Below are 15,730 nucleotides of genomic sequence, written 5' to 3'. Positions count from 1 at the left end.
AAGCGTACATCTTTGGGATGCTTTAGTTGGTTTACTCAACTACAAAAAATTTATCTGTATCGTTTCAATCAAATCATCACCTATCACTTCAAATACTTTAATTTTTGCAGAACGAGTGTTCATTAAAGGATGATTTAAAGATATTTCCTCTAATTCATCCAATGCTCTTAATTTATTAATCACATGAATTTCAAGTGGCAATAAAGTAAACGGAGGGCTAATAAATTTTGGAGGATACTTACGTAAATCATTATCTATTAATTCTTCGCAGTGTAAATTTGCTATATCTATTAATAATGGTTCTAAAAATACTGAGTCACATGACCAATTATTTATCAAATCTTTAAATTTTCCATCTATTTTTGATTCTAATCTAAATTCTTCATTAATCCATTTGTAATAAGCCCATAATGAAAAATAGTCATAACTTAAAGGAAAGTCAGATAAAAATTGTTGTTGTAAGCAAAACTCCACTTGGCGTGCTAATTTCTTTGCTAAATTTTTATTATTTAATAGAATCGCCCAAAAAAGTAATGCAGAAAATTCTGAAAAATACTTCTTTAACTCATGTACATTCATTTTATCTAAAGGTTTTATTTTAAAATCTTTTAATTGTAATTCTCTTCCCACCTCTGCATAAATCAAAGCAAGATTTAAACTATTTAAAGCATCTATATCTGCATTATTATTTTCAATTTTTAAGAATGCCAATTGGGCATAAGATATAGACATACCCACTATATGATGGGGAAAAAATATGTCTTTCCCATCTAAGGTATCTAGTATATGTTTTTGATCAAATTTTAACGAATACGCCAAATTTTCAATACTATATGTTTTATAAGCTTTTAATAGTTTATTTAATTCCCTTATTTCTCTCATAAAATAACCTTATTGGCTTTCTATCCATTCAAAATAGTTATAAAGATTTGATTACTTTTAACTTTACTTTAAAATTAGCTTTATAAACTATAATTTATCTTTGTGGAATTACTTATTTAATTTCACAACCAAAAACCTCTCCACCACCACATCCCTTTCATCCAGACTGTTTGAACTTAAAATCTGGAACACAAAGCGATAACTGACCAATTGTTTTTATAAAACTGGACGAATTATAATTCAGAAAATTGATGTAATAACTAAAAGGCTGAGGAAGGATACTAACTCAAACCTGAGCTAAATCGCTTGTATATTTATTTGACACATAGTCAAATGAGCCCCTCTATTTAATAATCAATTTACAGGCATTTTTTTCATCTGGCAGTCTTTTAGCTGTTATAAATGGTTTGATTTTCTTAGTTGTTTCAGATTTTAAAAATGTATTTTTATCTGTTATGAAAATATGGAAGTAAAGTGAATCATTAATTATCTCCTTTATAAGTGATGAAGATTTTAATAATTCTGGGATACAGTGGGTTGAGATATTTTTTCTATTACAAATCATTAGGACTAGCCCTAGTCCTTTCCTTTCACTCTTAACTTCAATTAGTTGTAAATCAGCGTCTGTAAGCGTTTCAGTCGATGCATTTGACAGGACTCTTACAAATTCATAGATTGAGATAGATGTACCAAGGATATTTCGTGATGTAGGTACCCGGCCATAAAGGTGTAGAGCATCGCCTCTGTAACCACATGGGCATAGGAAATCTTGTTTAAGCTCACCAACATCGCCCATCATATGATTAAGCAAATGATTATTTTCAGGTACATTGACATTAACAGTGAGTTCACCACTTTCAGGATTTCTACTTATTTCCACATGTTCATAAATATGATAATGGTTACCAATAAGATATGAACACTGAAACCCTATAGGGCCTGTTTCCTGAGATGTATAAGCTAATGGTTTAATACATATATCAGGGAATAATTCTTGAGCCTGATCAATTAATGAATCAGGAAATATTTCGCCAAGATAAAAAATATTTTTTAAGGTTGATAGTTGAGGCTTTCGTTCTGGTAATAAAAAGCATTCTGCAAAACTAGGAAGACATATTATAGTGTCAATTGAAAATGTATCGACAGCCTCACATAACACATCACTGTCAACAATGGATGCGAAAGGATAATATTTTACTTTAAGTAAACGGCAGATTTCATGTGCAAAAAGAAAACCACCCCAGAGGTTACCCGAAGTCAAACAATTAGCCACTGATGAGACTGCTAATTCATTGAATAGAGGCTTTAATGCTTGAGCTGCAGCAGAGGTAACAAACTGGTAACTATCCCATGGGTGTTCGACCGTTCTGGCTTTTTCAGTGGTCCCACCAGTTGCAAAGACTATGACTGACACAAAGGTTCCTCTCTATAAGCTGTTTTAAGGCAGATGAGCGAAATAATCGCAGAGCAAAGTATTGTGGTAAAAATAAAAATAGGAACATGTTCTGCTATATGAGTTATTAGCATTCCTGTTATCCATGTTCCAAATGCTTCCCCTGAATTTGAAATGATTAATATATAACTGAAAAGTATTCCAGATGAAATTTCAGAAGGAATTTGACTGGCTTTAAAGTAAATATCTGGAATGATAACTGACTCATAAATGCTGTATGCAATCAAAGCAGTTACGGCAATGTATACGGAATCAAGCAAGTAGATTGAAGATGTTGCTCCACAAATGAGAATGATATATGAACTATACTTATCATTTAATGATATTAATTTTGCGATCACTCCTTGCCATACACATATTGCGATACCAACTATAGAGAAAAATAAACCAGAATATTTCCCCATTTCAGGACTAATTTTATCTAAAAGAGTAGTTGTAGTGATAAATACCCCCATAATGAAAAAACAGAAGAAAGTTGAAAGTAGTAGGCGCTTTATCCCACTGCTAGCCATTACCCCCCCGAAAGCATGATATATACTGGATAAAGGTGATCTAGATATAGGTTTATGACTAGTTGGAAAAGTATAAATTATTGATAAAGCAGATAGTGCTAGGGCAACTCCAGATATAATTAGCAACAATAAAACAGTATCTATAAACTCATATTTCAATGCCACAATAGCCAATGTAGGAGCAATGAAAACTGCTAAATTTTGGCATAATGAGAATGTATTTAGTGCTTTTTTTAGATCTAATCCTGACAGGCTTTCGGCCAGTACCTCTCTTAAAAATGGTTTAGAAATAGATTTGGATAAAGCCATTAAAAAGAAGAATAATAACCAAGAAGAAAATGACAATGAGATATAAATTGTCACAAAAGCACTGCTTCGCAACAGAAGAGAAATAAAAATCAATTTTCTTCTAGAAAAACGTTCAAGGTATCCTGTAGTGGTCAGCATCAAAATACTTTCCAGTATTACAGCACCAGACAGACAAGCTGCGACATCTGTTGCACTGAGAGCTGGTGATTTACCCAGTAGAGGCAGAGCAAAAAAGAATGAAAACTCAGCTAAAAATACTGTAAAGTAGATTAAGTATGTAGTCCGATTAGTATGCATAATGTTTATGAATTATCCTTGTCAGACTGTCAAAAACAAATGCTCTTATCTTTTCGGGAAGTTTTGCTAGACCAGTTTCAGCAGTAGACATTTCATTAAAATAAAACCCCGATGCATTCATTAACCAATCTACAGACAATATAGAACAACCTGACTGCGCTAGTATCTTTTCGGATAAATATCGCATATCTTGAAAAAAAGGTGCATCACTACAAAGCTTAAGGAATTCTTGGTCGGTCAAAATTGTCTTTTCTCCACCAAGTGCGACATTCCCAATATAGTCATTATCTTTAGGTTTTCGTAATTCAATAAATGCTAACTCATTTTCAATAAAGAAAAACCTAACATCACAAGCATTTGAAAGATAAGGCATCATGAAATATTCAATAGATGATGCCGAAATTAGATTTCCTGTGCTGATTGCATGTTGAAGGTTATAGGACTTAATAACGCCAAAACCCATTCCAGTTCCAGTAGGTTTGAAAATATATTCTCCACTGTAATTAGCTGCAAAACTTTTTATAGCTGGGATGATATTTCGATGATAACCAATCATTGTAAAAGGAAGAATTGGAGCACCAGCTTTTGAGGCAAGTGACATCTGAGCTATTTTGTTCCATTCAAGAGTTTCAATTCCGGCAATACTTTCATTTAATAAGCATGCTCCTCTAGTTCTAAGGTAATACCGCAATGTTAATGAGATAGCTCTGGCCTGCGTATTTAGATTTGCAGGAGAAAGAATAAAAGCTGTTATTTTTTCATCTATAATTTGGTTCTTATATATCAGTTGAAGACCATTTTCTGGATGCATGGAAATGATACAGTCTTCTAGTGTAATAAAACGGAATACGATATTTCGCTTTTCAAGTTCAAACGAAAATTGAGCATATGACTCCTCGATATCATTTGCGTTATTATATTCTTCCCGAGCGACAATCCAGTATAAATTCATCGGTTAACCCTTTCGTTAGGCCCTTATTTATTGTTCTTTATCTCTGAGTATATTAACTAATGCTGTAAAACGTTTAAGGTCATTCTGAGAATGAGCCGCAGAGATAGCTACGCGTATAATACTTTCTGATTTAGGAACTGTCGGATACATAGCTGCTGTAGCTAAAAAACCATTAGTCTTAAGGAAACTAGCCGTCATTATGGCTTTATTTTCGCAACCGATATGGATCGTACGGATAGGACTTAGTTTTTCTTTTACATCAATATTAAGAACTGTCTTGTCAAAGTACTTAATATTTTGCATAAGTTTATGTTGTAATTCATTTATTTCGCTAGAAAGGTGTATATCTGCAGAAGCTACGCAAGCTGCAATCCCTGGTAATGAAGGAGGTCCGCTAAAAATATAGTTTAGTGCGTATTTTTTAATGAAAGAAACGGCATGAGGATTGCTGAAAGATGCGGAACCACCATGTGAACCAAAGGCTTTTGATAGTGATGAAAGTAGAATAAGATTCTCACTAAATTCACCTAGTTGGTGTAATGTGTAACCACATCCTTGTTCCCCAACAATTGATGTACCATGCGCATCGTCAACATAGTAGTAGCCGTCATATTCTTTTGCTAATCGGGCCAAAGTGCAGACATCATTGCTCCCCCCCATAGACCCTAAAGAATCGGATATAAGAATAGGGGTTTTTCCGCTTTCTTTACACTTCTTTAGTGAACTATATAACTGATCTAGATCAGAAAAACTTATCCTTTCAAGGCTACCAAATTGTTCTAAAATACCACGTAATATCTGAACCGAAGCATGTGTTGTTTTATCAACTATCCATTGCACTCCCTTTTTATTTATCTTGTAACCTGGAAGCTCGCCAGACCCTAAGACCGGGAGTACAGCCAAATGAGCAGCCCCAACAGAATTAAATATGACAGAATAAGAATCCATAAAAATTATATTTAATTTTGTTTCTAACTCATCAAATATGTCACATTTTGCTCGAGTTCTTGCAGCTGCATATTGCACTCCGAATTTATCGACAGAATCTTTAATTGCATTTCTTAAAGCAGGATGAAGTTCAAGTCCTAGATAAGAACAAGACATGAAATCTATATATTCTTGGCCCACGCTAGAAATAATTCCTCTTCCATTGGTACGAGAGGAAATCGTTAAATCGCTTATTCCTTGGGTCCAAATTTGTTCCTGATGGAAAGAGCTTAAGTTAATACGATTCGACAACCAGTTTTTTATAGTCATTAGAACTTCTCAATACTCGTATAATATTTTATTTATTTAGTGATAATTAAAATATTATGCATCTTAGTTAAATGTCAAATATCCACTTAATCCATCTATTTAATAAATATTCTACAATCTATGTTGTTGATATTTAAAGCACCACTTTTAATTTCAAACAACAAACAGAGTTCTTAAAATCCAATTTCAATACATAATTTTACATTTTAATATTAATGCAATATATAAAATCAATAAAATATCTTAATTTTCAATTAATTAAGACAAAACAAAATACAGAAAATAAGTAATAAAAATACTCGTGCTCCATTTTAGAACCAAAAAAATAATATGAATTAAATCGGTGCAAAATAAATACAGAATAAAAATAACACCTAAATTAATGCAAATCATAAAAAAGAAAAAACTTATATAAAATAGTTTATTAATATTATTTATTTATATTTTATTATTTATTTGGTATGGCTTTTGCTATACCTTTCACGCTTTTTTATTAAAGCAACACTAAACATAAATAAGGATAAATATATGCTTAATAACTCTATTATTGAATACTTACAACCATGTGTGGACGATATCTCACCTGTACGGGCTACAAACGTTAAATATGCTCAAGTATCTGATGAAGATATTTCGCCTGTACGAGCTACAAACGTTAAATATGCTCAAGTACCTGATGAAGATATTTCACCAGTACGAGCTACAAACGTTAAATATGCTCAAGTACCTGATGAAGATATTTCGCCGGTACGAGCTACAAACGTTAAATATGCTCAAGTACCTGATGAAGATATTTCACCAGTACGAGCGACAAACGTTAAATATGCTCAAGTACCTGATGAAGATATTTCGCCTGTACGAGCGACAAACGTTAAATATGCTCAAGTACCTGATGAAGATATTTCGCCTGTACGCGCGACAAACGTTAAATATGCTCAAGTACCTGATGAAGACACATTAACTATTTTGTCAAAAATAAAAGATAACTTTTATCAAGACTTAAAATTAAAAGAAATTAATGCTACTAGGCATGCAGCATAAATGAAAAACAACAGATTTAATTAATATTTTAATTAAATCTGTTCCTTTCTTAAAATGCTAAAAATTAATTAAATATATTTTATACATTAATTCATTAACCCCTTCAAACAAGATAAAGAATTATTAACTCTACTTAAGGAGCTAAAATTGAATAAAAAAACATTTAGTGATGAATTTATAAATTCAGCATGGAATAAAAAACCTTTTTCTCTAGATATTGAAAAAGATATAGAAATACCTGGCGAGCAAGATATATTTCAAGCTCTACTAAAATATAAAACAGACCTACCAGAACTTCAAAAAATAAACCCATTAGCTGATTTTGTCACAGCAATTAATAATAATAGAACCACAAAAATAAGGGATGATTTTTGTTTAGTAGCAGTAGATTTAACTTTAGATAACTATCTAAATAGAATAGATTTAATTAATAATGCTAATGAATGGTCTATAGCTTATTTTGGTTTACATGGTTCATCTCATGTTATTTGGGATTTTGCAAAAAAGTTCATTGATACACTTTCCAAGTCAATAGGTTATAGACCAGGTGGTAGAGCAGATGTTGATTGTTTCATTGGGAAATATTCCTCTACGCCAAGTGGAATACATGCTGATGATGCTCATAATTTTGGTTTTAGCATCAGAAATGGCAAAACAATGCTGACATGGGATTCTTCCAGAAGTGATCTAGCCAAATTAAAATATCCACATTATGAACATGCTAGAAATGAAGCTATTCCTCTTTTAAATACAACAGATAAAATTTGTTATTTTCCTTTCGATGCATTTCATATAGCTGAAACTCCAAAGGAAATATCATTAAATATAAATATATCTCTTTGGCATTGTTCAGATGATGCTAAAGATAGTATCGACTATATTAATACTTTCTTAAAACATGATGAATCTTTAATTAACGACATCTCTTGTAATGGCGAAATTACACTTAATGATGAAGATATTTTAAATTTAGTTGCTTTAAAAAATAAAATAATGGATGGAAGTATTGAGCGCCATATGGCTATGAAAAAACTACTTATTAATACAACATCAGGAATGAAAGTAAAAAGACCAAAGGATAATGATGAATTTGATATCAATAAACCTATTTTAATTAAAGATACTGCATCGATTCAATGGTATATCAATAATGATAGAGACTTAATAATATTAGCAGTAAATGGATACTTTTTATTCATTGAATACTCTAAAAAAAATATTGAACTGTTAGTTTTTTTAGCCTCCAATTCTGGAAAAGCATTTAATTATTATGATATTAGCAAGTTATTTAATATTGACTCTTTAAATATATTTAAAGAGTTGAAAAATTTTGGACTTCTTGGAAATATTTAGCTTAAAATGAAAATATCAAATCTCATAAAGAAAATGAGTAATAAAACTTACTCTCTTTTATTACTCATTTTCATATCAAGCTTTTATGATGAAATAGGTGGTTTCTTATTATCATTTTCAAAAGCTGGCAATAATAGTTTACATGGCATTTCCATATTGATGACAGGTGCTATTTTAGGCGGTGTCATCTCAACATTTATAATACCTAAAATACTTGATAAATTTAGCATAAAGTTTCTAATCCCAATTTCATTTTTATTGGGTGCTTTTATATTCATCACATGCTTATTTGTAAATGAAAGTTTTTTAATTTATTTTACAACCTTTTTTCTAGGCTTTATTAACAATGTTTTTTGGGTTTCTGTCTCAGCATTTGTTAAGTTAAATTTTAGTCAAAACTTATTAGAAGTAAATTCTATAATACAGTCAATAAAAAATGCAGGATATATTGCTGGTCCAGCCTTAGCTGGAATTTCTCTCGGCTTAATTGGTCTTGAAAAATCTTTCTTATTAATTATTGCTCTTAATATAATTGCATTTATTTTTTGTCTCAATTTAAAACTACCCAAAGAAGAAAAAAATCATAATAATGTACTAAAAAAGGAAAGTAGCTTAATGGAAGGTTTAGGAATAATTCTTAAAAATAAATTAGTTAGACACACACTACTACCTTTATCTGTCACAATAATGCTTTCATCAAGTATGAATGTTATTTATATGAATATTGGTATTATTCAATTAAAATATTCATACTTTAAATATGGAATTCTTTCTGCCTCCTTAAGTATAGGTTTATTAATAGGCCCTATTTTTCTTTCACGAATATTTTCAAAGTTAGGACTTTCAATGGGCTCATGTACATGCGCAGCAATTATTGGAGGATGTATGTTTTTCTTATCATTAAGTAATGTTTTCTACTTTTCTATTTTTATTTTATTTATTTTGGGTCTAGCAAATGGAGTTCAAAATTCCTTAATGGCAACTTTTATAATGGAACATATACCAGATGAAAAATTAAATTCAGGACTTTCTGCTTATTCACTATTCCTTCAGTTTTTTGTAATGATTGGCTTATTAACAGCTGGATTTATTAAACCTGAAAATGCTATTTTATTTTTAACTTGCACAGGAATAATAGTATTTTTTGTTGGAGCAATTTCCGCAATAATTAATAAAAAAACAAGTATTACCTTTGAAAAAACACCCCAAGTATAAGTAAATTATTTAAAAATAGTATAGGAGAATATAGTTGAGAAGATTTGAAAATTTACCTAAACTTAATACAGATGAAATTTTGCAAGTTATTGATAGCTTTTTAAAAAAGAAGTCAATGACCCTAAAAAATATGAAAGATGAAGAAGTTTTAATCGTACTTTCTCTAGCATCATTATGTATTTCAGAAAAAGTTATAACTGAACCAGAAGTTAATTTAGCCTTAATAGCATGGCTAAATAACCAAGGTTCTATGCTTCGGGTGGATCATATAGAATTAAGACGGACTTTAATCGATTTAAATTTTTGGCATCGAGATCCATTAAAAGCTTTATATCATCGCACAACTTTAGAACCCTATCATTTAGCCTTTTCATATCTACAAACTATACTCACAATCGATATTCATCACTACATAGAAAACTTTAAATTTTCTGAAGATCAACGGCGCATTGAGAATATGAAAAAATTTGCTAATCAGTCAAAATAATATGAACTAAACTCTTATTATCATTAATCCTAAATATAAATGGCATAACACCTTAGGTAAATTCACAACTTGGGCAAGTATATCTACTTTGCCCCCGCCCCCAAAAACCTCCCCACCACCACATCCCTCTCTTCCAAATTATTTGAGCTTAAAATCTGGAACATAAAACCATCAATAAGATTTAAAACCATGTTGGCATCGGGTTTTAGTGGACAGTTTTCTAAACTAAAAACCAGATCAAAAATCTCATGAAGTAGCCATTTTCTATACTCAATTACCATACGGTAAGCCTGCGGGTAAATCTGTTTAATTTCAAAAATGGCTTTAAGTAAAAGGTAGTACAGACTATTAAAATTGACATGTAAAACAATAATTTCTTTAAGTTTATCGCTTGAGGTTCGGTAATGGCTTGAGTAAATAATTGCCAGCACCTCTTCTTTCAGCCGGCTTTTTTGAAAAGATATGCACCTTTCAATAAGGCGTTCTTTTGAGTGAAAGTAGTTGTAAAAAGTGGCTTTCGGAATTTTAGATTTTTTGGCAATCAGGTCTACGCCTGTATTGTGAAATCCATAGAGATTGAATAGCTCTATTGCGGTATGAATAACCTGTAATTTTTTGGAAGATGTTTCTAAAGTTGGCATAGTTTTACCGTTATAAATTCTTGTTGTTTCTAAATGAGAGGTAAAAGCCATTACCCTTTCTGGGAGAAAAAAAGGCATAGCAAAGCCGTAAAGACTGTGCTTGGCACATCTCAAGTTTTATTGTTGCTAAGTTTTAGTCGTGACGAATTAAAGCCTGAAAAGCATATAGCCCATCAAACTGATTTAAATTGATTTAAGTGGTGTCGTTATAGACCTTGGCAGTGACTGCCAATAATTTATGAATGTGCATGGGCCAACTCCTTATTTGGAGTTCTGCCGAAACATTATAAATTATGGTGGCAGAACGGAAGCGGGTTGACGGACTGGTTTCAACTCCAGCACACTCGAAAGTGTCCCACTCCCGTCCTACCGCTACGGGAGGGAACGAGGTGTGCACACAAAACTATTCCTCAGAAGAAATAGTCCTGATGTGGTTGAAATAACGGTCCGTCAAAACCGACTGGCAATGTAGGCCAGCCCGCAAATGGTAATCTGCAATATTTAAGGTGTCAATGCGAAATTGGCTAGAAAATATTTAATTAATTATTGTTTTTCATTAAATTACACAATTAAGAAAAACCTTAAATAATGGCTTAACAATTTACTTTTATAACGGTCATTTAGTCGCCTGCTTGTAATTGCCATCATTTAAAAATGCCAAGGCTTGCTCAGTTGATCCTTCATTTAAAGGACTATAATTGGGATTAAAGTATCGCAAACAGGCACCTATTATATTGTCAGCCTTGGGCACACGGTCTTGTCGAGCTGCTCGGAAATAATCTTTGAAACGAAAACGATGCGGTAATTGAGCGTCTTGTTCTACTAAATTTTCGACAGCAACATAAGCCAAAACAATAAATAGAGGGAAAGTGAAAACTGCCGCCCCCACTCGAAGTACATTGCTATTGCTAAAGTATCTAAACATCGCATCGGCTACTTCACGGTGCTCAACCTCTTCGGCCCCGTGCCATTGCAATAGACGTAACATTTCTACATCTACAGGTGCTTGTTGTAATCCCTCAGCATTAAGAACCCAATCTCCTAATACTCCAGTCAGATGCTCGGCAGCAGCCACCATTGCTAATCGGGTCGTCAACCACATCGACTTTAAGCGTGGGCGCTTCAATTCATAGCCTAATGGTTTGGGACCAATCATGTCATTAAATATCCAATTCATCATCTTGGTATAACGACTTAAATCAATACCCAAAGCCTCTATATGCCGAGTTCCTAGAGTGTGTCCATAACTATGAGCACCCTCTTGTTTAATGAAAGCAATGGCTGCCTCTTTAAGTTTTTCATCTTTAATATAAGGCAATGCATCTCTAAAAGTCTGACAAAACCAACGTTCTGGTGCAGGTGTAATCGGGTTAATTGAATTTAATATTTGTGAAACGATTGGATCATCATAAATCCAATGCCTTGGTGTTTCAGTAAAATTAAATACAGGGCGCCGAGGAACAATGACATGGTTTTGTCTGATTAAACTATTCATGATAACAACTCCTTATATCAAAAGCGTTTACCACTAATCCTGAGTCAAAATGTTAAAGCCCATACGTGGACCAAAGGCAATCAATGTATGGATTAATCCCTTAATTGCTTTCGGTTTTTGCCCACTGCTAATACGGCGAAATTGCGCTGCATGCCAACCGAGTTGCAAATAAGCATCAACGGGTTTATATCCAATCGCTGGAATTTTTGCTGGTTTTAATACTGATTTTCCGGCTAGTAGTTGTTTGGCTAAATCGGGCTGTATTGCAAAAGGCCGAGCCAACCCCACCATATCAACCGTACCATTGGCAACAATGTGATTCATGAAATCTACATCACGTAGTCCGCCTGTTAACATCAGGGGTAATTTGCTTTGCTTACGAAGTGCAGTGGCATAGTCAATAAAATATGCATCACGCTGAGCAGAACGCTCAGGCGCATAGCCTAACTGGGCAGGAGATTCATAATTGCCGCCTGAAATCTCTAATAAGTCGATCCCTTCTGCTTCTAAAGCTAATGCAATTTTTAAAGATTCTTCCTGACTTAAGCCGCCCTTTTGAAAATCGGCAGAGTTGAGTTTTACGCTTAATATTTTATGTTTGCCAATCGCTTGGCGAACCGCTCGTACAGTTTCAATCAACATACGTTGTCGGTTTTCAGGACTTCCTCCCCATTGATCGGTCCGAACATTTGAGAGCGGTGACAAAAATTGCGAGAGTAAATAACCATGTGCAGCATGAACCTGTACGCCATCAAACCCTGCTTTAACAGCCAGTTCAGCAGTTGTGGCAAAGCGCTTAATTTGCTCTAAAATATCGGCTTCAGTCATCGCCCGCGGAACACGAATAATATTCATGGCAGGTAAATCAAGCCCGACTGCGGATGGTGCGATCGGCTTTTTCAAAAGTGGTAAAACCGCAACACGACCCGGATGGTTAATTTGCATAATGATTTTGCTGCCATTGGCTTGGGCAGCCTGAGCCCATAACTTATGTGCTTGTAAAAATTGCTCATTTTGCAAAACGACATTTCGTGGCTCAACAAAGGCACGATGGTCAATCATTACATTGCCCGTAACTAACAACCCAGTTCCGCCCCTCGCCCATGCTGCATAAAGTTGCTGTAAGTCTGTGGTGGGTGAACCATGTCGATCTGCCAATTGTTCACTCATGGCCGACTTTGCAATACGGTTTGGTATGGTTATGCCACACGCCAATTTTAATGGTTGCTGTAGCGAAGAATTTGTAAATGTAGATTGTGCCATGGTAATTATTCCTAAAATTGTTTGTTCTGTAGGTGCTGCATAAACATCAACTTTTGATTACTTCAACAGCTCTTCATTGAAATATTGCTTTTTTAATAAGTTCATCATGTCCCGATTGTCATGCTGCCAAGGATGAAAATCTGCGGAGAAAAAATCGCGATAATTTTTACCAATACGTCTGACTAGACCTTGTTCTCCAAACAAATAACGAAAACCTTCATAAAGTTCTTTTAAATCTCGTTGTTTTCCAGAAGCTCGTAACAGTTCTGCTGTTCCTCTGGTGGTAATGATAAGAAAAGAAAGTGTGGTTTCTATCATCACCCATCGCAAGAAATAAGGTCTATTGACCAAAGACTGATATACATCAAAAGCTACAGCTTTATGTTCTGTTTCCTCAATCGCGTGCCATGCCCAAATTTTTCTTACATGGGCATTAAATAATTCTAAATCTTGGGGCGCGGTACTAATAAAATAGTCAGCTAGAATTGCTGTGAGGTGTTCCATACATACGGTGCATGCAAGCTGATGAGCTGTAGAGAGTTGCTCTTGCATTAAGCGATTCATCTTTTTAAAGCGCTTATAAATTCGGTCTACCGGATAGCCCTTTTTCAGCATGACCGCATTGAGCGCGTCGTGTTCTTTACCGTGATGTGCTTCTTGACCAATAAAAGCACGGACTTGTTTAAGCAGAACAGGATCTTCAATTTTTGCCTGATAATTACGTACACTATGAATAAATTGACGTTCACCATCTGGAAATGCACTCGATAATGCAGTCAATAACATTGTTAGTAAGGCATTGTTATTAAACCAGAACTCAGGAATTTCATCTGGAAAGTTAAAATCCATTGTTCTTACAGGAATATCAATTGAAGCCGAAATTTTAGAACAATCTTGTGTTTGTTTTGACTTAAAGAATGCATTCATCTTTATTCTCCAGCTATAAAACGCGAGGATTAAATTGGCGTAATAAAAATAATGGTGTACGTAGACGAGGTATTTGAATTGGCGGAATTAACCCACCCGACAAATCAACTCGATGCAATCTTGCTTCAATGACTTTACCTAGTCCCATATTATGTAAAGGATCATTTTCCGTCCCCCTAAAACGTAAGTTCATTTCTACACGACGAACTTCAAGTGGATGTTCTTTAGGGGTAAATCGGACCTCACGTGGTAGCCCAAGCCCTAAACCGCCTGTGATATTACGATGTGGCAGTCCTAAAATTGGAGGTGCATCAAGAATGACTTCACCAAGCTTGGCATCCATTTCAATGAGTGTGGTACCACGGCGTGAGGCATTGCTAACAATACGTTTGCCATCATTTTCCCAACTGATCTCACCCATCTTTTTAGGATAGCCTAGCAACTCACGTCCAATAATCATGGCGCGATCATCGTCTAAAATCATCCAAGGACAAAAGATTCCTGTTTTATTACCCACTTTAATATGTACGAATAAACCCGCTTCATGGTAGGCACCCGTATAGACATTTTCTGGGAAATAAGCACAGAACAAATCAGCTCTTGCAGGTTCCGCCAACTTCATTCCAGACGGTAACCAGCGAGCCATGATTTTTTCATCAATTTCAACAACAGCCGTCAAGTACTGAGCATTGTGATACAGCTTATTTCCAAGATTGGCCAAGCCCACTGGAACACTTAAATCATTGATGAGTTGTCTCATGATTTTAATCTCGAAAATACTTGTTTCAGAATTGGAAGCAAAATGATGCGTGGGGTATAACGCCCCCCAAAAGTTTGAGCCTGTGCAATAAAACCGGGAATCACGATACGACGATTGCAATCCATACCTTGAATCGCTTCTTTAGCCACTCTTTCAGCCGTTACCCAAACGAAATTTCCACCGACTCCATCAATTTTGCTAATACCAGCAACTTCATTAAAACCTGTTTTAGTAGGCCCCGGAGCAAGTAAAGTACAAGTCACGCCTGTACCTGTTAGCTCGCTATGTAAGGATTCTGCAAATGAGTTTGCAAATGCTTTAGTTGCCGCATATGTGGCATTTGCCGGAGTGGGTTGATGACCAGAAGTAGAACCGACAATAAGTATGGCTCCGGATTTTCGTTTGAGCATTTGGGGTAACACAGCTAAAGTCAGGTCGTGAATTGCCACACTATTGACTTCAACCTCTTCGCGCTCTCGGTCTGCATCTAACTCCTGAAGTCGTCCAAAAGTCGCAAAACCTGCGTTATTACAAAGAATTGAAACCTCTATACCTGCTAAATACTGACGAAATTTAGCTCTAGCTTGTCTATCTCCCAAATCACATGGATATAAATCTACGGATATTTGATATTGCGCTTTTAATTTTTCAGCCAGCGCTTCTAATTTTTCGACACGGCGAGCAACTAAAACTAACGAATAACCTCGTAAAGCAAACTGTTTTGCTAACTCTTCTCCAATACCAGATGAAGCACCAGTAATCACAACGCGAGCTGAGGCTAGTGGAATAGGTAGGCTCATAATTCTTGCTCAAAATAGAATAAATTGATTATTCCGAAGTTTTGACTTGAGCGTGAGATGTAGATCAGACATACTGATAATCATTT

General features: G+C 34.5%; 15 protein-coding genes. 4 read left to right on the top strand and 11 right to left on the bottom strand.

The window, feature by feature from the left end; genetic code table 11:
- Positions 1 to 39 precede the first annotated feature (39 nt).
- The 5 genes from AC07M3_RS00590 to AC07M3_RS00570 all read right to left on the bottom strand — a co-directional run bounded on the left by AC07M3_RS00590 (position 40) and on the right by AC07M3_RS00570 (position 5,662).
- The gene (locus tag AC07M3_RS00590; RefSeq protein WP_494566197.1) at positions 40 to 882 is read right to left on the bottom strand and encodes a hypothetical protein; all 843 of its coding nucleotides are present in this window, start codon (positions 880 to 882) and stop codon (positions 40 to 42) included.
- 343 nt (positions 883 to 1,225) lie between these two features.
- A complete protein-coding gene (locus AC07M3_RS00585) occupies positions 1,226 to 2,296 on the bottom strand; it encodes a hypothetical protein (RefSeq protein ID WP_494566196.1) in 1,071 nt (356 codons plus the stop codon).
- Positions 2,284 to 3,453 (bottom strand): MFS transporter, encoded by a 1,170-nt coding sequence (locus AC07M3_RS00580; protein ID WP_494566195.1) that lies wholly within the window; start codon positions 3,451 to 3,453, stop codon positions 2,284 to 2,286. The genes AC07M3_RS00585 and AC07M3_RS00580 overlap by 13 nt, the downstream gene beginning before the upstream one ends.
- A complete protein-coding gene (locus AC07M3_RS00575) occupies positions 3,443 to 4,405 on the bottom strand; it encodes an ATP-grasp domain-containing protein (RefSeq protein ID WP_199943151.1) in 963 nt (320 codons plus the stop codon). Before AC07M3_RS00575 ends, AC07M3_RS00580 begins: the two co-directional genes overlap by 11 nt.
- 27 nt (positions 4,406 to 4,432) lie before the next feature.
- Entirely contained in the window at positions 4,433 to 5,662 is a 1,230-nt protein-coding gene (locus AC07M3_RS00570; protein ID WP_494566194.1) for an aminotransferase class I/II-fold pyridoxal phosphate-dependent enzyme, read from the bottom strand.
- Positions 5,663 to 6,190: 528 nt separating this feature from the next.
- On the opposite strand from AC07M3_RS00570, the gene AC07M3_RS00565 reads away from it, so the two are divergent.
- The 4 genes from AC07M3_RS00565 to AC07M3_RS00550 all read left to right on the top strand — a co-directional run bounded on the left by AC07M3_RS00565 (position 6,191) and on the right by AC07M3_RS00550 (position 9,758).
- Positions 6,191 to 6,703, top strand: a complete 513-nt coding sequence (locus tag AC07M3_RS00565) for a hypothetical protein (RefSeq protein ID WP_494566193.1) — start codon at positions 6,191 to 6,193, stop codon at positions 6,701 to 6,703.
- A 147-nt stretch (positions 6,704 to 6,850) separates the two neighbouring features.
- Positions 6,851 to 8,056: a hypothetical protein gene (locus AC07M3_RS00560; protein ID WP_494566192.1), complete on the top strand. Its 1,206-nt coding sequence runs from the start codon at positions 6,851 to 6,853 to the stop codon at positions 8,054 to 8,056.
- A gap of 33 nt (positions 8,057 to 8,089) precedes the next feature.
- Positions 8,090 to 9,271, top strand: coding sequence for an MFS transporter (locus AC07M3_RS00555; protein ID WP_494599130.1), 1,182 nt, complete (start codon positions 8,090 to 8,092; stop codon positions 9,269 to 9,271).
- Between the two features lie 34 nt (positions 9,272 to 9,305).
- Entirely contained in the window at positions 9,306 to 9,758 is a 453-nt protein-coding gene (locus AC07M3_RS00550; RefSeq protein WP_494566190.1) for a DUF2087 domain-containing protein, read from the top strand.
- Positions 9,759 to 9,841: 83 nt separating this feature from the next.
- Here the strand turns inward: AC07M3_RS00550 and AC07M3_RS00545 are convergent, their stop codons facing one another.
- From AC07M3_RS00545 to AC07M3_RS00520, 6 genes are all read right to left on the bottom strand, one after another.
- Positions 9,842 to 10,399, bottom strand: coding sequence for a TetR/AcrR family transcriptional regulator (locus tag AC07M3_RS00545; RefSeq protein ID WP_494566896.1), 558 nt, complete (start codon positions 10,397 to 10,399; stop codon positions 9,842 to 9,844).
- Positions 10,400 to 11,015: 616 nt separating this feature from the next.
- A complete protein-coding gene (locus AC07M3_RS00540; RefSeq protein ID WP_494566189.1) occupies positions 11,016 to 11,894 on the bottom strand; it encodes a metal-dependent hydrolase in 879 nt (292 codons plus the stop codon).
- Between the two features lie 33 nt (positions 11,895 to 11,927).
- Positions 11,928 to 13,157 (bottom strand): NADH:flavin oxidoreductase/NADH oxidase family protein, encoded by a 1,230-nt coding sequence (locus tag AC07M3_RS00535; protein WP_494566188.1) that lies wholly within the window; start codon positions 13,155 to 13,157, stop codon positions 11,928 to 11,930.
- A 57-nt stretch (positions 13,158 to 13,214) separates the two neighbouring features.
- Positions 13,215 to 14,084, bottom strand: a complete 870-nt coding sequence (locus AC07M3_RS00530; protein WP_494566187.1) for a metal-dependent hydrolase — start codon at positions 14,082 to 14,084, stop codon at positions 13,215 to 13,217.
- 13 nt (positions 14,085 to 14,097) lie between these two features.
- Positions 14,098 to 14,844 (bottom strand): acetoacetate decarboxylase family protein, encoded by a 747-nt coding sequence (locus AC07M3_RS00525; protein ID WP_092705989.1) that lies wholly within the window; start codon positions 14,842 to 14,844, stop codon positions 14,098 to 14,100.
- The gene (locus AC07M3_RS00520; protein WP_494566186.1) at positions 14,841 to 15,644 is read right to left on the bottom strand and encodes an SDR family NAD(P)-dependent oxidoreductase; all 804 of its coding nucleotides are present in this window, start codon (positions 15,642 to 15,644) and stop codon (positions 14,841 to 14,843) included. Before AC07M3_RS00520 ends, AC07M3_RS00525 begins: the two co-directional genes overlap by 4 nt.
- Positions 15,645 to 15,730: the final 86 nt, after the last annotated feature.

This window comes from Acinetobacter sp. GW821-FHT09D10, assembly GCF_059416285.1.
The sequence above is the reverse complement of the archived record's forward strand: the minus strand, read 5'-3'. Positions and strand labels throughout refer to the sequence as shown.